Consider the following 19,221-nt stretch of genomic DNA (forward strand, 5'->3'; position numbering starts at 1 on the left):
GTGGAGAACCGCGACCGTCACGCGGTTGGTGGAGCGGATCCGCCTAGCGGATCGCCCCGAGCCACGCCTTGCGTGCATCCAGCGCCTCGATGGCCGCGGTGAGCCGGTCGGCGTCACCGGACGCTCGTGCCGCCTCGACCTCGTCCTCGAGCTTGGCGATGGCATCGGCGAGCTGGCTCGCGAGCCCCTCGGTGCGAGCCTTCGTCTCGGGGTTGTTGCGCTTCCAGTGCTCGTCCTCGAGCTGCTTGACGTGGGTCTCGATCTTGCGGAGACGGTCTTCGACGACGCGGACCTGCTCGCGCGGGACCTTGCCGATCTCGTCCCACCGACGCTGGATGTCGGTGAGCGCCTTGCGCGCCGAGTCCCGGTTCGTGTCGGCCAGGATCGGCTCGGCATCCGCCAACACCGCGAGCTTCAGATCCAGGTTGCCCTGGAACTCCTCGTTGTCGCGCGCGTCGATCTCGGCCTTGGCGCCGTAGATCGCGTCGCCCGCGGCCTTGAACTTCGCCCAGAGTGCGTCGTCCTGGCGCTTCCCGGCACGCGGGGAGGCCTTCCACTCGTCGAGCAGGCTGCGGTAGGCGGGGATGCCCTCGGCGCCCTTGGCGATGAGGGCCTCGGCGCGCTCGACGAGCTTCTGCTTGATCGCGCGTGCTTCCTTGTGGACCGAGTCCAGCTCCGTGTAGAACGCACGACGGTGCTGCTCGATCGTCGCGCGCGCCGTCCGGAACCGCTTCCAGAGGTCGTTGGCGTCGTTCTTCGCGAGACGAGGTCCGTCGTGCTGCTGGCGCTGCCACTCGGCGAAGAGTTCGTCGAGTCGCGCCGAGGTCTGCTTCCACTGCACCCGTGCCGGATCCTGCTGCGCGAGCTGTTCGGCTTCCTCGACGATCGCGAGACGCGCACGTGCCGCTTCCTCGAGGGCTGCCTTGGTCTCCTGGCTCTGCGCCTCGGTCAGCTCGCTCACGGTGCCGTCGAGCGCCGCGAGGCGGGTCAGGAGCGCCTGGAGGTTGCCGACCGCGTTGGCGGACTCGACCTGCTTGGTGATCGACTTCACAGCCTTCGCGACGTCCGTCGCCGGTGCACCGCGCTTCGCGCGCTGCTCGAGGAGCGTCACCTGTCCGGCGAGGTCCGTGAACTTGCGCTCGAAGTACGCGAGCGCCTCCTCCTTGGAACCGTCGGGGTACTGTCCGACCGCTCGTTCACCGTCGGCCTCACGGACGTAGACGGTGCCGTCGTCGTCGACACGACCCCACGGTTCGATCTCTGGACTGGTCACGCGCATCACCCTTGCTGTGTGTTGACCGCCGTTCGTGGCGATCGTGATCGATCCACAAGCCTATTACCCCGAGTCCTGCTCGGGGCGACCGCTTGCGCCGGTCGGTTCCGTCTGGTGCAGGTTACTGCACGCGCTACTGGACCGTCACCGAGGTGATGGTGGCCGGGACCGCTGGAGCACCGTCACCGCTGCCGTCCGCGACGCCGCCGGACACGACGCCCGAGACGAGCTGGTCGAGACCACTCGTGATCTGGCCGAGCACGGTGTAGCCGCCGGCGGCGTCGGACGGGATGGTGGAGTCCTGGTACACGAGGAAGAACTGCGAACCGTTGCTGTAGCCGTTCCCGCCCTGGCGCGCCATGGCGATGGTGCCGGCCGGGTAGACGTCGTCCGTCGGTGCGTTCTCGACCGGGCCGTAGCTGTACCCGGGGCCGCCGGTGCCGGTGCCGTCGGGGTCGCCGCACTGCAGGACGTAGATGCCGCTCGTCGTGAGGCGGTGGCAGGTGACGCCGTCGTAGAAGCCGGACTGGGCGAGGGAGATGAAGGAGGAGACACCCTGCGGCGCGCAGGCGCCGTCGAGGGTGAGGTTCATGACGACGTCGTTGATCGTCATCTCACCGCTCCAGTCGCGGTCCTCGGCGATCGTACTCGCGGGGACCTCGCCGGTGTTGGCGCCGTCCGTGGCCCCGGTGACACCGCAGGCCCCGGCCTCGGCGGAGGCGGTGGGCGTCGCAACCGGGGTGCCCGGACCGCCGGCGAAGAAGAACACCTGCGCAGCCGTGGCACCGGCAAGGATGACGACGAGCGCCGCAGCGGCGATCACGTTGTCGCGGACGCGGCGCTTGGAGCGGTGCTCGTGCACGGTGCGCCGGGCGTTGTAGGCGCGCAGTCGTGCGCGTGCTGCGCGTGCCTCTTTGTCCGGACCCTTGCTCGTTGCCACGTCGTTCCCTCCAGGTGCCGTCGGCCGAGCGGCGGCATCGCGCTGTCATCTGGCACCACGCCCGCGGCGGACTGCCCAGGAGAACCTTACGGGGAGCGCTCCGCGCGGACCAAACGGCGCACGACGGCGGCGACCCCGTTCTGCAGCGGGTCCGCGTGTCGCAGGCTGCGGCTAGCCTGGTGGAATGTTCAGTCGAGGACCCGGCATCGCCGGCGCACCGGTCCCGCTCGCGGTGCGCATGCGGCCCCGCAGCCTCGAGGAGGTCGCCGGCCAGCAGCACCTGCTCCGTCCCGGCTCGCCGCTCGTCCGCCTGGCGAGCGACAACGAGGGGACACAGGCGGCCGTGTCCGTCATCCTCTGGGGCCCACCGGGCACCGGGAAGACGACGCTGGCGCAGGCCATCGCGCACAGTTCCGGCCGCCGGTTCGTCGAGCTCTCGGCCGTGACGGCGGGCGTCAAGGACGTCCGGCAGGTCATGGAGGAGGCGATGTCGAGCCGCGACCTCTACGGCAGCTCGACCGTCCTCTTCCTCGACGAGATCCACCGGTTCACGAAGGCGCAGCAGGACGCCCTGCTCCCCGGCGTGGAGAACGGCTGGGTCATCCTGGTCGCCGCGACGACCGAGAACCCGTCCTTCTCCGTCATCTCCCCGCTGCTGTCGCGTTCGCTGCTCCTCACGCTCGAACAGCTGAGCGACGACGACCTCGGCATCCTCATCGACCGCGCCGTGACCGACCCTCGCGGCCTGGCCGGTCGCTTCACCGTGACGCCGGAGGCCCGCGCCGCGATCATCCAGTTGTCCTCCGGCGATGCCCGACGAGCCCTGACGGCGTTGGAGGCGGCCGCGATCGCCGCCGACTCCGATCTCGGCGCTCCGGTCGACCCCGACGAGCTCGATCTCGACGACGCGGGCCTCCTCGACGTCGGCGATGAGGATGATGAAGACGACGAAGACGGGGTGGACGACGACTCCGACACCGCGACGCGGGCGCCCCGCGGTCCCGTCATCACCGACGAGCTCGTCTCGCAGGCGGTCGACCGCGCCCTCCTCCGATACGACCGCAACGGCGACGAGCACTACGACGTCATCAGCGCGTTCATCAAGAGCATCCGCGGATCCGACGTCGACGCCGCGCTGCACTACCTCGCTCGGATGATCGAGGCGGGGGAGGACCCGCGCTTCATCGCCCGCCGCATCATCATCTCCGCGGCCGAGGACATCGGCATCGCCGACCCGCAGGCGCTGCCCATCGCCGTGGCGGCCGCCGACGCCGTCCAGTTCATCGGCATGCCCGAGGGTCGCATCCCGCTGGCCGAGGCCGTGGTGTACCTGGCCACCGCCGCCAAGTCGAACGCGGCCTACGTCGCCATCGACCAGGCCATCGCCGACGTCAGGGCCGGAGCCTTCGGACGTGTTCCGAAGCCGATGCGCGACGCCCACTACGCGGGCGCCAAGCGCCTCGGACACGGCAAGGGCTACCGCTACCCGCACGACCACCCGATCGGTGTCGTCGCCCAGCAGTACCTGCCCGACGAGCTCCGCGACGTCCGGTACTACCAGCCCACCGACCACGGCCACGAACGCGACATCTCGGCACGGTTGGACAAACTCCGGAAGATCGTCCGGGGCGAGTGAACGTCGGGTCGCGGCGGCCCGGCGACCGGGGCACGTCGTGCTAGTATTGATCCGCCTAGAACCGGTGTGACTGCGCGGCTGCTCGATCACCGTGTTCGACGGGCGTGTTCTGTAGCCGAACAGCCCCGGCGGACCCCTCTGACTTTGTCCGGTGTGATTCCGGATCACCGACGCGTCTTCGCGCCGGTCATTCATCGTTTGAGACTTCATCGAAAGGAAACCGTGTCTACCAAGTCACGTACCCGCAGCAAGACCCGCCTCTCGCGGGCACTCGGCATCGCCCTCACCCCGAAGGCCGCCAAGTACCTCGAGAAGCGTCCCTACGCTCCCGGTGAGCACGGCCGCAGCAAGCGCAAGGCCGACAGCGACTACGCCGTCCGTCTGCGCGAGAAGCAGCGTCTGCGCGCCCAGTACGGCATCCGCGAGGCCCAGCTCAAGATCGCCTTCCAGGAGGCACGTCGCACCCAGGGCCTGACGGGTGAGAACCTCGTCGAGATCCTCGAGACCCGTCTCGACGCGCTCGTCCTCCGCTCCGGTTTCGCCCGCACCACGGCTCAGGCTCGCCAGATGGTCGTGCACCGCCACATCATGGTCGACGGCCAGCTCGTCGACCGCCCGTCCTTCCGCGTGAAGCCGGGCCAGCTCATCCACGTCAAGCCGCGCTCCGAGGGCACCGAGCCCTTCCAGGTCGCCGCTGCCGGCGGTCACGTCGACGTCCTGCCGAAGGTGCCCGCGTACCTCTCGGTCGAGCTCGACAAGCTCCAGGCGCGTCTCGAGCGTCGCCCGAAGCGCGCCGAGGTCCCTGTGACCTGTGAAGTGCAGCTCGTCGTCGAGTACTACGCAGCCCGCTAGGCCTGCGGCCCGGCTCCGGGCACCACACGAAGAGGCATCGGCTCCGGCCGGTGCCTCTTCGTCGTTGTACGACGCCATCGGTCCACCGCGCTCGACTACGATGGATGCTTGGTACGCCCGGCGACGCCCGGGTGGTCGCACCGCAGATGAGGAGTTCCCCATGAAGAACGTGTTCTGGCTGATCGTCGGCATCGGCGCCGGCTTCGTCGTCGCCCACGAGATCAACAAGACACAGTCCGGCAAGCGGTTCTTCTCCGAGCTGGACTCACGCGTCAGGGAGTTCACCGACACCGTCGGCGACGCCTACAAGGAGCGCGAGGCGCAGCTGCGCGACACGGCTGAGTCCGTCGTCGCGCGCGTCGAGGACGCCGCAGAAGACCTCACCAAGCCGTAGCGGCACGCCCGGACGGGCATCGCCGCAGCGCACGAACATCGACACGCACACCCCTGACGTACGGACACCATGGACACCGCTGACATCCGCTCCCGCTGGCTCACCTTCTTCGGCGATCGGGGGCACACCGTCGTCCCCTCCGCCTCCCTCGTCAGCGACGACCCCTCGCTCCTCTTCACGGTCGCCGGCATGGTGCCGTTCGTGCCGTACCTCACCGGCGTCGTCCCCGCGCCGTTCGATCGCGCCACGAGCGTCCAGAAGTGCATCCGCACCAACGACATCGAAGAGGTGGGCAAGACGCCCCGGCACGGCACCTTCTTCCAGATGAACGGCAACTTCTCCTTCGGCGACTACTTCAAGGAGGGGGCGATCACCTACGCGTGGGAGCTCCTGACCGGCAGTGAGTCGAGCGGCGGCCTCGCCTTCGACGAGAAGGACCTCTGGGTCACCGTGTACAAGGACGACGACGAAGCGATCGACCTCTGGAAGCGCGTCGCAGGGCTCCCCGAGCACCGCATCCAGCGGCTCGACAAGGACACGAACTACTGGTCGACGGGTCAGCCCGGACCGGCCGGCCCGTGCTCGGAGATCTTCTTCGACCGCGGTCCTGCGTACGGAGCCGACGGCGGCCCGGCGACCGACGACGACCGGTACGTCGAGATCTGGAACCTCGTCTTCATGCAGTACCTGATCGAGAACGTCCGCGGCAAGGTCGACTTCGACATCGTCGGCGAACTCCCGAAGAAGAACATCGACACCGGCATGGGGCTCGAGCGGGTCGCCTTCCTCAAGCAGGGCGTCGAGAACATGTACGAGATCGACCAGGTGCGCCCGGTCCTCGATCGCGCCGCCGAGTTGAGCGGCCGTCGGTACGGCGCCGACCACGACGACGACGTCCGGATGCGCGTCATCGCCGACCACGTGCGTTCCTCGCTCATGCTCATGAGCGACGGCATCACCCCGTCGAACGAGGGACGCGGGTACATCCTCCGCCGCCTCATGCGACGGACCGTCCGTGCGATGCGCCTCCTCGGCGTCGACACCGCGACGTTCCCCGAGCTGTTCTCCGCGTCGCGCGACGCCATGAAGGCGGCCTACCCGGAGGTCGAGACCGACTTCGGCCGGATCTCGCAGAGCGCCTACGCCGAGGAGGAGACCTTCCTCCGGACGCTGGCCAGCGGCACGACCATCCTCGACCTCGCGCTCGAGCAGACCAAGGGCACGGGCCGGACGGCCCTCGCCGGCGACTCCGCGTTCCTCCTGCACGACACCTACGGTTTCCCGATCGACCTGACCCTCGAGATCGCGGAGGAGGCCGGCCTCTCAGTCGACCGTGACGCGTTCGATTCGCTCATGACCGCGCAGCGCCAGCGGGCGAAGGCCGACGCGAAGGCGAAGAAGAGCGTCCTCGCCGACCTCTCGGTCTACAGCGACATCCGCGCCAAGGGCGAGACCGTGTTCACCGGCTACACCGAGCTCGAGACCGAGAGCCGCATCCTCGGCATCATCGTGGGCGGACACCCGGTGCAGCGCGCGGTCGCCGGTGACATCGCCGAGGTGATCCTGGCGGAGACCTCGCTGTACGCCGAGTCCGGCGGGCAGGAGGCCGACCAGGGCGTCATCGTCGGTCCCGGATACGAGCTCGAGGTGCTCGACGTGCAGAAGCCGGTCAAGGGTCTCATCGCCCACAAGGTGCAGGTGAGCCAGGGCGAGGTCGGTGTGGATGCACCGGCGACGACCATCGTCGACGCGAGCTACCGCCGCGGCGCGCAGCAGGCACACTCCGGCACGCACATCATCCACGCCGCCCTGCGACAGGTGTTGGGCGACAGCGCCCACCAGTCCGGTTCGTCGAACAAGGCCGGGTATCTGCGGCTCGACTTCACCTGGAACCAGCCGCTGTCACCGGCGACGAGGTCGGAGATCGAAGAGATCTCCAACAACGCCATCCGCGACAACCTGCAGGTGAGCACCCGCGAGATGGCGCTCGACGACGCGAAGGCGCTCGGCGCCATGGCGCTGTTCGGCGAGAAGTACGGCGAGACCGTCCGCGTCGTCGACATCGGCGGACCGTGGTCGCGTGAGCTGTGTGCGGGCACCCATGTCAGCTCCAGCGCCGAGATCGGGTTGATCAACCTCGTCAGCGAGTCGTCCGTCGGCTCGACGAACCGTCGGGTGGAGTCGCTCGTCGGACTCGAGGCCTTCCGCGACCTCGCCGCCGAGCGGGCGCTCGTGTCACAGCTCTCCGGCAGCCTCAAGACGCCGAAGGAGCAGCTGCCCGACCGCATCGCCGAACTGGTCGCGAACCTCAAGGCCGCTGAGAAGAAGATCGCCGCGTTCGAAGCCCGCGGGCTGAGCGAACGCCTCCCGGCACTGGCGCAGACCGCTCACCGCGTCGGACCGGTGTCGCTCGTCGCCGAGCACCTGGGCGAGCTCGGGTCACCCAACGACGTCAGGACGCTCGTCACGCAGCTCCGCGAGCAGCTCGGCGCGAGCCCGGCGGTCGTCGCCCTGGGCGCGGTCGTCGGCGGGAAGCCCGCGATCGTCGTCGCGACGAACCAGGGTGCCCGCGACGCCGGACTCAAGGCAGGCGTCCTCGTCCGGGTCGCGGCCGGTGTCCTCGGCGGCAACGGTGGTGGGAAGGACGACCTCGCACAGGGTGGCGGCGTCGACGCCTCCGCACTCGGCGACGCCCTCGCGGCGATCGCCCGCGAGATCGCCTGACATGACGGACGGGTTCCGTCGCGGAGTCCGACTCGGGATCGACGTCGGGAAGGCCAGGGTCGGGGTCGCGAGAAGCGATCCCGACGGCCTGTTGGCCACGCCGGTGGAGACGGTCCCACGGGACCTCGGCGGCGACGCCGACATCCGGGCGATCGCGGTCATCGCCGAAGAACTCGGCGCCGTGGAGCTCGTCGTCGGTCTCCCGATCGCCCTGTCGGGGAAGGACACGGCGTCCACGCAGGACGCCCGGGAGTTCGCCGCCCGACTCAGGTCGATCACGGGTGTCCCGGCCCGTCTCGTCGACGAGCGGCTGACGACGGTGACCGCCCACAGCGCCTTGCGCTCCGCTGGGAAACGACAGAAGCAGACCCGCTCGATTGTCGATCAGGTGGCGGCCGTCATACTCTTGCAGTACGCCCTCGACGCCGAACGCGGTTCGGGGCGACCCCCCGGAAGCCCCGTCGACCCGTGAACAGGACGTGCCTGTGTCGAATCTGACACCTCAGAACAACCCAGCAGACGATCCGCTCGCCGACCTCTTCACGTCCGAGCGGAACGCCGCGGGGGAGCAGCCGGTGCCACTGTCCCGACGCGAGGCACGTCAGCAGCGGGAGGCCGCGGAAGCCGCTTCGTCGCCGTCCGAGCCCGTCGACGGGAATGCTCCGAGCGACACGGCCGAACCGGCCCCGACCGGCGCCACGTCGATCGACGCCTCCTCGGTCGACGCCCCCACGACCGCGTCGTCGAGTGGCTCCAGCGTCAGCGAGACGGCCGCGAGCGACACACTCCTGAGCGGGCCGACCTCACGTGCCCCCGAGTCGGACGACACCGAGTCCTCAGCGTCCCGGGCCAGGACCATGACCATCCCCGCGTTCGAGGACCTGCTCGCTGAGGGCGACACGGCGAACGACAGCGGGCCACAGCCGATCCATCGGGGGCGCCGTCGTGCGCTGGCCGGCGGGGAACCGCCGAAGCGCCGACGTGGTCGTCGAGGGCTCATCGCGCTCATCGTGTCGATCGTCGTCGTCGGGGGTCTCGTCGCGTGCGCCGCGGTCGTGTGGACGAGTTACGAGCCGCAGATCCGCAAGGTGCTCGGCTGGGAGGAACCGAACGACTACGAGGGTGCCGGTAGCGGCGAGGCCGTCGTCATGGTCAACGAGGGCGACATCGGCGAGGACATCGCGACGAGCCTGCACGACGCCGGGGTCACGAAGTCGTTCGACGCCTTCTACGACCTCCTCCTCGCACAGCCCACCCAGCCGGAGTTCTTCCCGGGCGCCTACAAGCTGAAGCTCAAGATGAGCGCCGAATCCGCCCTTGCTGCGCTGACCGATGAGGCGAACCGCATGGAGGACACCTTCGTCATCCCCGAGGGCACCGCTGAGCAGGACGCCCTGCCGTCGATCGCGGAGGGCACCGGCATCCCGCTGGAGGAACTCCAGGCGGCGGCCGCCGACGTCGCGTCCTTCGGTCTCCCCGCCGAGGCGACCTCGCTCGAGGGGTTCCTCTTCCCGGCGACCTACAGCCTCCCCGACGGCGGCGATGCGCACGCCGTCCTCCAGACCCTCGTGAACCGGTCGTTCCAGGCGCTCGACGACGCCGGGGTGAAGCCCGAGGACCGCTGGAAGACCATCGTCCTGGCCTCGCTCATCCAGAAGGAGGCGGGCCTCCGCGACGACTACTACAAGGTGTCGCGGGTCTTCCTCAACCGGCTGGACCCGGCCCAGTGGGAGAGCGGTCTGCTGCAGTCCGACGCCACGGTCGCGTACGGGACGGGCAACACCCACCGCGTGTCGACCACGGACGCCGAGCGCGCCGACGCTTCGAACCCGTACAACACCTACGTCCACCCGGGCATGGTCGTGCGACCGATCTCGAACCCGGGTGACCTCGCGATCGACGCCGCGCTGCACCCGGCCGACGGACCCTGGCTCTACTTCGTCACCTGGAACCTCGACTCCGGCGAGACGATCTTCTCCACCACCCAGGAGGAGCACGAGGCCGCGGTCGACAAGTGGCTGTCCTGGATGGACGAGCATCCCGAGTACCAGTAGCGGGAGCGTGGCGCACATGAGTGGAACAGGGCCGGGTCACGGCGAGGACGGGCAGCCGCGGCTCGCCGTGCTCGGCGCGCCCATCGCCCACTCCAAGTCCCCGGCACTGCACGAGGCCGCGTACCGGGTGCTGGGGCTCGACTGGGACTACGGTCGCCACGAACTCGAGGCGGCCGGCCTGTCGGCCTTCCTCGACGACCTCGGCTCGGACTGGCGGGGGCTCTCGCTGACCATGCCCCTGAAGCATCGCGCGCTCGAGCTGGCCGACGTGGCCGACCGCGCCGCAACCGAGACCGGGGCGGTCAACACGCTACGCCTCCGCCGAGCCGAAGACGGATCCCGTCGGATCGAGGGGTTCAACACCGACGTCGGCGGCATCGTCCGCGCGATCGGGGCGGCCGGCGTCGACACGATCGCGTCCGCGGTCGTCCTGGGCGGGGGAGCGACGGCCTCCTCGGCGATCATGGCAGCGGCGGACCTCGGTGCCGAGCACGTCCACGTGGCGCTCCGACGACCAGCTCAGGCGCGACCACTCGAGGACCTCGCCGGCCGGTTGGGGCTGCGGTTCGCCTCAGGGCCGCTCGACGGTGCGACGCCTCACGCACAACTCGTGATCAGCACCCTTCCCGGCGGCGCCCTCACCGAACCGGGTCCGGTCCTGTCCCATGCTCCAGGCGCGCTCCTCCTCGACGTCGCGTACGACCCGTGGCCGAGTGTGCTCGCGGAGGCGTGGTCGCAGGCCGGCGGGTCGGTCCTCAGCGGGCTGTCGATGCTCGTGCACCAGGCGTTCCTCCAGGTCCGGATCTTCGTCCTCGGCGATCCGCTCCTGCCGCTCGAGGACGAGACGACGGTGCTCGGGGCGATGCTCGACACGGTCCACCTCGATCACACCGGGGCGCCGGTCGCCTCGCACTGACCGCTCGAGACGCATCCGTCCCACCTGTACACCCGCCGGGCCGTCGACCGAAGGCGCACGGTCGCGTCCCGGCTCTATGGAAGGATAGGACCATGCTTCGTTGGCTCACTGCCGGAGAGTCTCACGGCCCGGAACTCATCGCCGTCCTCGAGGGACTCCCGTCCGGCGTCCCCATCTCCATGGACGGCGTCCGCGCCGACCTCGCCCGACGGAAGCTCGGCTACGGCCGAGGATCCCGCATGAAGTTCGAAGAGGACGAGCTCAACCTGTCCGGCGGCGTCCGCCACGGCTTCTCCATGGGCAGCCCGATCGCGATCCGCATCGGCAACACCGAGTGGCCGAAGTGGGCCGAGGTCATGAGCCCCGAGCCGACCGAGATCTCCGACAAGTCGCGTGGCCGCAGCGCCGCGCTCACCCGTCCGCGTCCCGGTCACGCCGACCTGACGGGCATGCAGAAGTACGGCTTCGACGAGGCGCGTCCCGTGCTCGAACGCGCCAGCGCACGCGAGACCGCTGCGCGCGTGGCCCTCGGTGCCGTCGCGCGCTCCTTCCTCGGCGAGCTGGGCATCACCCTCGTCAGCCACACGCTGTCGATCGGCCCGGTGCGCGTTCCCGAAGACAGCCCGCTGCCGGTCCCGGCCGACGTCGACGCGCTCGACGCCGATCCGTTGCGCTGCTTCGACAAGGCGACCTCGGAGCGCATGGTCGCCGAAGTCGACGCGGCCAAGAAGGACGGCGACACCCTCGGCGGCATCGTCGAGGTCCTGGCCTACGGACTCCCACCGGGTCTCGGCTCCTACGTCCACTGGGACCGCCGACTCGACGCACGGCTCGCGGCAGCGCTCATGGGTATCCAGGCCATCAAGGGTGTGGAGGTCGGCGACGGATTCCTCACGACGACGCGTCGCGGTTCCGCGGCCCACGACGAGCTCGTCCAGGAGAGCGACGGCATCGCCCGACAGAGCGATCGCGCCGGCGGCACCGAAGGTGGCATGACCACCGGTACCGTCCTCCGCGTCCGCGCCGGTATGAAGCCGATCGCGACCGTCCCGCACTCGCTCCGCACCGTCGACGTCGCGACGAGCGAGGCAGCCACCGCGCACCACCAGCGATCGGACGTCTGCGCGGTCCCGGCCTCCGGTGTCGTGGCCGAGGCGATGGTGGCCCTGGTCCTCGCCGAAGCGGTGCTCGAGAAGTTCGGTGGCGACTCCGTCCCCGAGACGAAGCGCAACCTCGACGGATACCTGGCAGCGATCCCGTCCAACCTGCGCACGCGAGGCGACCACGCCTCCAGCGCCGATGCCTGAGCAGGCCGCCGATCTCCGACTCCCCGTCGTCCTCATCGGACCGATGGGGTCGGGGAAGAGCCGGGTCGGCAAGCAGTTGGCGAAGCGCCTGGGCCTGCCGTTCGTCGACACCGACAGCGTCGTGTCCGGCGAGCACGGCGCGATCGCGCGCATCTTCGAGCAACACGGCGAGCCTCACTTCCGCGCCCTGGAGCGGGCGGCGGTCGCCGCCGCGCTCGAGCAGCCGGCGATCGTGTCGCTCGGCGGGGGAGCGGTCCTCGACGAGGACACGCAACGTGAGCTCGCCGACGCACGCGTCGTGCTGCTGACGGTCACCGAGGAGGCCGTGCTGGCGCGGGCCAACCTCGACAAGCGTCCGCTCCTCCGCGACGATCCCGGCGCGTGGTCGCGCATCGCCGCCGCCCGGCGTCCCGTGTACGAACGACTCGCGGATGTCACCTTCGACACCTCGCACCGACCCATCTCAGGCATCGTCGACGAGCTCGTCGCCTGGGTGAAGGAGCCTGCATGAGCACCGAACCGACCACCCCGACCGAGCGGACCGTCATCGAAGTGACGGGATCCTCCCCGTACCCCATCACGATCGGGAGAGGGCTGGAGGACGTGCTCGTCGGCGCCCTCGGGACCGGCGTGCAGCGGGTCCTCATCGTCCACCCGGCGACGCTGGGCGAGAAGGCGGCCAAGCTGCGCGAGACCCTGAGCGACCGGTACCAGGTACTGCTCGCCGAGGTGCCGGACGCCGAGGCCGGGAAGCGGGTCGAGGTCGCCGCGTTCTGCTGGGGAGTCCTCGGGCAGGCCGACTTCACGCGCTCCGACGCGGTCATCGGGTTCGGCGGTGGCGCGGTCACCGACCTCGCCGGCTTCGTCGCCGCCACCTGGCTGCGCGGCGTCCGACTCGTGCAGGTCCCCACGACGGTCCTCGGCATGGTCGACGCGGCCGTGGGCGGCAAGACGGGCATCAACACCGCGGAAGGCAAGAACCTCGTCGGCGCCTTCTACGCCCCGGCCGCCGTCGTCTGCGATCTCGACACGCTCGACACCCTCCCGAAGAACGAGATCCTCGCAGGGTTCGCCGAGGTGGCCAAGGCCGGGTTCATCCGCTACCCGGAGATCCTCGACCTCATCGAGGCCGACGTCGACGCCGCGACCGACCCCGACACGCCCGCCTTCCGCCGCTGCATCGAGCTCGCGATCCGGATGAAGGCCGACGTCGTCAGCGAGGACTTCACCGAGCAGGGCCTCCGCGAGATCCTCAACTACGGGCACACGCTCGGGCACGCCATCGAGCACGCCGAGCGGTACCAGTGGCGACACGGTGCCGCGGTGGCGATCGGCATGATGTACGTCGCCGAGCTGTCCCGCCTCGCCGGCCGACTGTCGGACGAGGTCGTCGACCGCCACCGTCGCGTCCTGGAGCTCCTCAGCCTGCCGATCGCCTATCCGGTGGGTCGCTGGAACACCCTGCTCGCGACGATGCAGCGCGACAAGAAGACGCGTGGTTCGATGTTGCGGTTCATCGTGCTCGACGACCTCGCCAAGCCGACCGTCCTCCAGGGGCCCGAGACCTCGCTGCTCTTCGCCGCCTACCAGGAGATCGGCTCCTGACCGACGCCGTCGCGCTCCGTGAGCGCTCGTCCCGAACGGATACCCTCGACTCATGACCACCGTGCTCGTCCTCAACGGACCGAACCTCGGCCGCCTCGGCAGCCGTGAACCCGACGTCTACGGCTCTGCCGACCTCGTTGCGCTGCGCACCGTGCTCGAGGCCGACGCGGGCGACGGGACGCGGATCGACCTGCGTCAGACGGACGACGAGGGCGAGCTGATCGGCTGGCTCCACGAGGCCGTCGACGCCGGCACGTCCGTGATCCTCAACCCCGCGGCGTTCACCCACTACAGCTACGGGCTCCGCGACGCTGCGGCCATGGTCACGAAGGCAGGCCTCCTGCTCGTCGAGGTGCACCTCTCGAATCCACACGCCCGCGAAGCCTTCCGTCACACGAGCGTGATCTCCGGTGTCGCGACCGGCGTGATCGCCGGTTTCGGCTTCGACTCGTACCGCCTCGCCCTCGACCTCGTGGTCCGCCGCAGCGCCGAGTGACGTGCGAGGCGTCCTGGTCCACCACGGGCGCGTTGGTCACGGGTCCTCGCAGCGGTTACACTCGTTCGTTGGGTCGTATCCGGCCGCACACTTTCCACGAACGGACATTTTCGCGCATGGCTTCTACCGCTGACATCAAGAACGGCATCGTCCTGAACATCGACGGGCAGCTCTGGACGGTGATCGAGTTCCAGCACGTCAAGCCGGGCAAGGGTGGCGCGTTCGTCCGCACCAAGATGAAGAACATCATGACCGGCAAGGTGGTCGACAAGACGTACAACGCCGGCACGAAGATCGACGTCGAGAACGTCGACCGCCGCGACTTCACCTACCTGTACGCGGACGGCGACTCCTTCGTCTTCATGGACAAGAGCGACTACGACCAGATCACCATCCCCGCCGTCGTCGTCGGCGACACCAAGAACTTCCTCCTCGAGAACCAGGACGTCACGGTCGCGCTCAACAACGGCAACCCGCTGTACGTCGAACTCCCCGCGTCGGTCATCCTCGAGGTCACCTACACGGAACCCGGGCTCCAGGGCGACCGCTCGACCGGTGGCACGAAGCCGGCGACCGTCGAGACCGGCTACGAGATCCAGGTCCCGCTCTTCCTCGAGACCGGCACCAAGGTCAAGGTCGACACCCGCACCGGTGACTACCTCGGTCGCGTCAACGAGTGAGCGCTCGTACCAAGGCGCGCAAGCGCGCCCTCGATCTGCTGTACCAGGCCGACGTCCGTCAGCAGACCCTCGCTGAAGTCCTTTCCGCGGAAGCCTCTCGCGCCGTCAGCGAGCCCGACCGCCAGGCCTCCTGGTTGTACGCGCGGGAGATCGTCGACGGCGTCGGTGACCACGCCGAGGAGATCGACGAACAGATCGAGACGTACGCGCAGGGCTGGACGCTCGCGCGGATGCCCACGGTCGACCGGGCCATCCTCCGGATCGCGATCTGGGAGATCCTGTTCAACGACGAGGTGCCGCACGGCGTGGCCATCGACGAAGCGGTCGAGGCGGCCAAGACGCTGTCGACCGACGACTCCGCCGGCTTCATCAACGGCCTGCTCGGCAAGATCTCGCAGATCAACCCGCGGTGACGATGAGCGACGAGACCGGTCCGGCCCTGCCGCTGAAGCGCGTGCACCACATCGCGATCATCGCCAGCGACTACGAGGCCTCGAAGCGCTTCTACACCTCGGTGCTCGGCTGCGAGCTGCTCACCGAGGTGTACCGGGCCGAGCGCGACTCCTGGATGGGCGACCTCGCCCTGAACGGTGAATACCTCATCGAGCTGTTCTCCTTCCCGGACCCGCCGGCGCGCGCATCCGGACCCGAAGCGCTCGGACTGCGGCACCTCGCCTTCGCGGTCGACGACGTCGACGCCGGCCACGCCCGTCTGGTGGAGCTGGGTGTCCGCGTCGAAGACGTCCGGATCGACCCCCACACTTCGCGGAAGATGCTGTTCTTCTTCGATCCCGACGGCCTCCCGTTGGAGCTCTACGAGGCCTGATCCGACTGCTAGGCTCGGGTGTTGACCAAGACAACCTTTAAGACCGTCCAGAGAGGCGGAGAAGGGAGTCGGCGATGAGCGCACGTACCGTGCTGCACGAAGCTGACATCGCGCGGGCGTTGACTCGGATCTCCCACGAGATCCTCGAGTCCAACCGCGGAGCAGACGACCTCGTGATCCTGGGCATCCCGACGCGCGGAGTCATCCTCGCGAAGCGGATCGCCGCCACGATCTCCTCGATCTCGGGCGCGACCATCGTCTCGGGTGCACTCGACGTCACGATGTACCGCGACGACCTGGCGAAGCACCCGACCCGTGCACCGCAACCCACGACGCTGCCGCCACAGGGGATCGACGGGCGCACGGTCGTCCTCGTCGACGACGTCCTGTACTCGGGACGCACGATCCGCGCCGCCCTCGACGCCCTGACCGACCTGGGCCGCCCGCGCGTCGTGCGGCTCGCCGCGCTCGTCGACCGCGGGCACCGCGAGCTCCCGATCCGACCCGACTTCGTGGGGAAGAACCTGCCCTCCTCGCAGGCGGAACGCATCTTCGTCCGGCTCACGGAGTTCGACGGTGACGACTCGGTGACGATCGAGGGGAGCGGCGAATGAGGCACCTGCTGTCGACGAAGACCCTCACCCGCGACGAGGCGATCGAGATCCTCGACGTCGCGGAGGACATGGCCGAGACGCAGTTCCGTGAGGTCCGCAAGCTCCCGACCCTCCGTGGGAAGACGGTCGTCAATCTCTTCTTCGAGGACTCGACCCGCACGCGCATCTCGTTCGAGGCTGCCGCCAAACGGCTGTCCGCAGACGTCATCACCTTCAGCGCGAAGGGGTCGAGCGTCTCGAAGGGTGAAAGCCTGAAGGACACCGCACAGACCCTCGCCGCGATGCATGCCGACGCCGTCGTGATCCGACACTCCGCCTCCGGTGCGCCGCAGACCCTCGCCGACAGCGGGTGGATCGACGCCGGCATCCTGAACGCGGGGGACGGGACGCACGAGCACCCGACGCAGGCCCTCCTGGACGCGTTCACGATGCGCAAGCGCCTTCACGGCGAGCGTTCCCGCGGTCGCGCGCTCGACGGGGTGGCGGTGACGATCGTCGGCGACATCCTGCATTCCCGGGTCGCCCGATCGAACGTCTGGCTGCTCGACACGCTCGGCGCCGAGGTGACCCTCGTCGCCCCGCCGACACTGCTTCCGGTGGACCTCGGCCCCTGGCCGGCAACCGTCCGCTACGACCTGGACGACGCGATCGCCCAGCGTCCCGACGTGCTGATGATGCTCCGGATCCAGTCCGAACGCATGCACGCCGCCTTTTTCCCGAACAGCCGGGAGTATTCCAGGCGCTGGGGGCTCGACGACGAGCGGCTCGCCCGCCTCGATCCGGCTAGCATTGTCATGCACCCCGGGCCGATGAACCGCGGTCTGGAGATCTCGTCCGGGGCAGCCGACTCACCCCGGTCGACCGTCCTCGAACAGGTCGCCAACGGGGTGTCGGTCCGGATGGCCGCGTTGTACCTGCTGCTGTCCGGCGATCGAGAGGAATCCACCCGTGTCTGAGCCCACTTCGAACCACGACGTCACCCTGATCACCGGAGCGACGCTCGCCGACGGGACACGCACCGACCTCCTCCTGCGCGACGGACGGATCGCGGAACGCGGCTCCGGGCTGAGCGCCGTCGGCGCGACCGTCATCGACGCGGACGGCCTCCTCGCGCTGCCCGGGCTCGTCGACCTCCACACGCATCTCCGGGAACCCGGGTTCGAGCAGAGCGAGACGGTGCTCACCGGCACGCGTGCCGCAGCCGCCGGCGGCTTCACCGCGGTGTTCGCGATGGCCAACACCTCGCCGGTGGCCGACACGGCCGGGGTCGTCGAGCAGGAGCAGTCGCTCGGTGAGCGCGCCGGCTACGCCACGGTGCAGCCGATCGGTGCCGTGACGGTCGGACTCGCCGGGGAACGACTCGCCGAACTCGGCGCCATGGCCTCCTCACGCGCCAAGGTCCGGGTCTTCTCGGACGACGGCCTCTGCGTGTCGGACCCGCTGCTCATGCGTCGCGCGCTGGAGTACGTGAAGGCCTTCGACGGCGTGATCGCCCAGCACGCGCAGGAGCCCCGACTCACCGTCGGTGCGCAGATGAACGAGGGCGCCCTCTCCGGCGAGCTCGGTCTCACCGGATGGCCGGCTGTCGCTGAGGAGTCGATCATCGCCCGCGACGTGCTCCTCGCCGAGCACGTGGGTTCCCGCCTCCACATCTGCCACGTCTCGACGGCCGGTTCCGTCGACGTCATCCGCTGGGCGAAGGCCCGGGGCATCCCCGTCACGGCCGAGGTCACGCCGCACCACCTGCTGCTCACGGAGGAGCTGGTGGCGAGCTACGACGCCCGGTACAAGGTGAACCCTCCGCTGCGACGGGCGGAGGACGTCCAGGCGCTGCGCGAGGCCCTCGCGGACGGCACGATCGACATCGTCGCGACGGACCACGCACCGCACCCGGTCGAGGCCAAGGACTGCGAGTGGGACGCCGCCGCGAACGGCATGGTGGGCCTCGAGTCCGCCCTCTCCGTCGTGCATGCGTCGATGGTCGCGACCGGGCTCCTGGACTGGAACGACGTCGCCCGGGTGCTCTCGGCGACGCCGGCGAGGATCGGACGGATCACCGGGCAGGGGGCTTCGATCGAGGCCGGCGCTCCGGCGGAGGTCGTGCTCTACGACACCGCCGCCACCCGTCCGTTCGGCACGGCAGACCTGGCCGGCAAGGGCGTGAACTCGCCCTACCTCGGCCTGGAGCTGCCCGGCCGCGTCGTCGCCACCTTCCACCGGGGCTACGCGACCGTCCTGGACGGCGCCGTGCTCCCGACGGAGCAGGTCGCGGCCGCAGCACGCCGTGCCGCGCGATCCGCGGAGGTCGAGCACTGATGGACGGGCGGATCCTCGCGGCCGTCCTCGTCGCCCTCGTCCTCCTCGGCATCCTCGCCCTCATGGCCTTCGCCTGGCGACGCCGCGTCGCGCGCGACGCCCAGGTCGGTCCCCTCGCGGAGCTCCCCGACCCGCGGCCGGTCCCGTCACTGACGGTCGAGGTCCTCTACGTCGCGACGTCGAAGCACGACCAGCCGCTCGAACGGCTGGCGTTGCAGGGACTGCGCTACCGATCCCGGGTCACGCTCGAACTCGGTGCCGCCGGAGTCGTCGTCGACGTCCCGGGGGAGCGGCCGACGTTCATCCCGGCGACGAGCATCGTCGGCGTCGACCAGACCAACCTCACGATCGACCGGGTCGTCGAGCCGGGCGGGCTCATCCGCCTGAGCTGGCGCCCCGTCCCGACGGTGATCGCGGACAGCACCTTCCGCGTCCTCGAGCAGGCGGACCGCGCCCGCATCATCGACACCGTCACGAGCCTCATCCCCGCCGCGGACGCCGGACTCCGACCGACCGGCACCCCAGACACCGTCGCCGACATCACCTCGGCCGACGACTCCACCCCACCGCCTCACGAGAGGGCTTGAC

19 protein-coding genes and 1 pseudogene are annotated in these 19,221 nt (G+C 69.6%); 18 read left to right on the top strand and 2 right to left on the bottom strand.

The window, feature by feature from the left end; translation table 11 throughout:
* Positions 1–43: 43 nt before the first annotated feature.
* Positions 44–1,273: a DUF349 domain-containing protein gene (locus IFR14_RS11245; protein ID WP_369808437.1), complete on the bottom strand. Its 1,230-nt coding sequence runs from the start codon at positions 1,271–1,273 to the stop codon at positions 44–46.
* A 133-nt stretch (positions 1,274–1,406) separates the two neighbouring features.
* Positions 1,407–2,213 (bottom strand): peptidylprolyl isomerase, encoded by an 807-nt coding sequence (locus IFR14_RS11250; protein ID WP_079705920.1) that lies wholly within the window; start codon positions 2,211–2,213, stop codon positions 1,407–1,409.
* Between the two features lie 184 nt (positions 2,214–2,397).
* On the opposite strand from IFR14_RS11250, the gene IFR14_RS11255 reads away from it, so the two are divergent.
* From IFR14_RS11255 to IFR14_RS11340, 18 genes and pseudogenes are all read left to right on the top strand, one after another.
* Positions 2,398–3,849, top strand: coding sequence for a replication-associated recombination protein A (locus tag IFR14_RS11255; protein WP_082915828.1), 1,452 nt, complete (start codon positions 2,398–2,400; stop codon positions 3,847–3,849).
* Between the two features lie 222 nt (positions 3,850–4,071).
* Positions 4,072–4,701 carry a 30S ribosomal protein S4 gene (gene rpsD / locus IFR14_RS11260; RefSeq protein ID WP_137241687.1) on the top strand — a complete coding sequence of 210 codons (630 nt, stop codon included), beginning with the start codon at positions 4,072–4,074 and terminating at the stop codon, positions 4,699–4,701.
* A 160-nt stretch (positions 4,702–4,861) separates the two neighbouring features.
* Positions 4,862–5,095, top strand: a complete 234-nt coding sequence (locus IFR14_RS11265; RefSeq protein ID WP_079002498.1) for a hypothetical protein — start codon at positions 4,862–4,864, stop codon at positions 5,093–5,095.
* A 69-nt stretch (positions 5,096–5,164) separates the two neighbouring features.
* Positions 5,165–7,819, top strand: coding sequence for an alanine--tRNA ligase (gene alaS, locus IFR14_RS11270; protein ID WP_191941103.1), 2,655 nt, complete (start codon positions 5,165–5,167; stop codon positions 7,817–7,819).
* A 1-nt stretch (position 7,820) separates the two neighbouring features.
* Positions 7,821–8,291, top strand: coding sequence for a Holliday junction resolvase RuvX (gene ruvX / locus IFR14_RS11275; RefSeq protein WP_138947071.1), 471 nt, complete (start codon positions 7,821–7,823; stop codon positions 8,289–8,291).
* 13 nt (positions 8,292–8,304) lie between these two features.
* The gene (mltG, locus tag IFR14_RS11280; RefSeq protein ID WP_229938877.1) at positions 8,305–9,873 is read left to right on the top strand and encodes an endolytic transglycosylase MltG; all 1,569 of its coding nucleotides are present in this window, start codon (positions 8,305–8,307) and stop codon (positions 9,871–9,873) included.
* Positions 9,874–9,889: 16 nt separating this feature from the next.
* A complete protein-coding gene (locus IFR14_RS11285) occupies positions 9,890–10,789 on the top strand; it encodes a shikimate dehydrogenase (protein WP_191941104.1) in 900 nt (299 codons plus the stop codon).
* Between the two features lie 92 nt (positions 10,790–10,881).
* Entirely contained in the window at positions 10,882–12,096 is a 1,215-nt protein-coding gene (gene aroC / locus IFR14_RS11290; RefSeq protein ID WP_064293830.1) for a chorismate synthase, read from the top strand.
* Positions 12,089–12,607 (top strand): shikimate kinase, encoded by a 519-nt coding sequence (locus IFR14_RS11295; protein ID WP_079705925.1) that lies wholly within the window; start codon positions 12,089–12,091, stop codon positions 12,605–12,607. The genes aroC and IFR14_RS11295 overlap by 8 nt, the downstream gene beginning before the upstream one ends.
* Positions 12,604–13,701, top strand: coding sequence for a 3-dehydroquinate synthase (gene aroB / locus IFR14_RS11300; protein ID WP_191941105.1), 1,098 nt, complete (start codon positions 12,604–12,606; stop codon positions 13,699–13,701). Before IFR14_RS11295 ends, aroB begins: the two co-directional genes overlap by 4 nt.
* Positions 13,702–13,753: 52 nt before the next feature.
* On the top strand, positions 13,754–14,197 hold the full coding sequence (locus IFR14_RS11305; RefSeq protein WP_191941106.1) for a type II 3-dehydroquinate dehydratase: 444 nt from the start codon (positions 13,754–13,756) through the stop codon (positions 14,195–14,197).
* A 116-nt stretch (positions 14,198–14,313) separates the two neighbouring features.
* Positions 14,314–14,877 (top strand): elongation factor P, encoded by a 564-nt coding sequence (gene efp / locus IFR14_RS11310; protein ID WP_056005785.1) that lies wholly within the window; start codon positions 14,314–14,316, stop codon positions 14,875–14,877.
* The gene (gene nusB, locus IFR14_RS11315) at positions 14,874–15,290 is read left to right on the top strand and encodes a transcription antitermination factor NusB (RefSeq protein WP_064293834.1); all 417 of its coding nucleotides are present in this window, start codon (positions 14,874–14,876) and stop codon (positions 15,288–15,290) included. The genes efp and nusB overlap by 4 nt, the downstream gene beginning before the upstream one ends.
* Positions 15,291–15,292: 2 nt before the next feature.
* Positions 15,293–15,703, top strand: a complete 411-nt coding sequence (locus IFR14_RS11320; protein WP_159880285.1) for a VOC family protein — start codon at positions 15,293–15,295, stop codon at positions 15,701–15,703.
* A 68-nt stretch (positions 15,704–15,771) separates the two neighbouring features.
* A pseudogene (gene pyrR / locus IFR14_RS11325) lies at positions 15,772–16,317 on the top strand (bifunctional pyr operon transcriptional regulator/uracil phosphoribosyltransferase PyrR); the annotation flags it as partial.
* Complete coding sequence (locus IFR14_RS11330) at positions 16,314–17,273, top strand: aspartate carbamoyltransferase catalytic subunit (protein WP_071260160.1); 960 nt, start codon at positions 16,314–16,316, stop codon at positions 17,271–17,273. The pseudogene pyrR and the gene IFR14_RS11330, both read left to right, overlap by 4 nt.
* Positions 17,266–18,633 carry a dihydroorotase gene (locus IFR14_RS11335; protein ID WP_191941107.1) on the top strand — a complete coding sequence of 456 codons (1,368 nt, stop codon included), beginning with the start codon at positions 17,266–17,268 and terminating at the stop codon, positions 18,631–18,633. The genes IFR14_RS11330 and IFR14_RS11335 overlap by 8 nt, the downstream gene beginning before the upstream one ends.
* Positions 18,633–19,220 carry a PH-like domain-containing protein gene (locus IFR14_RS11340; RefSeq protein WP_124769343.1) on the top strand — a complete coding sequence of 196 codons (588 nt, stop codon included), beginning with the start codon at positions 18,633–18,635 and terminating at the stop codon, positions 19,218–19,220. Before IFR14_RS11335 ends, IFR14_RS11340 begins: the two co-directional genes overlap by 1 nt.
* Position 19,221 lies beyond the last annotated feature (1 nt).

The sequence above is a fragment of the Plantibacter sp. CFBP 8775 genome, assembly GCF_014839505.1.
GTDB classification, from domain to species: domain Bacteria; phylum Actinomycetota; class Actinomycetes; order Actinomycetales; family Microbacteriaceae; genus Plantibacter; species Plantibacter auratus.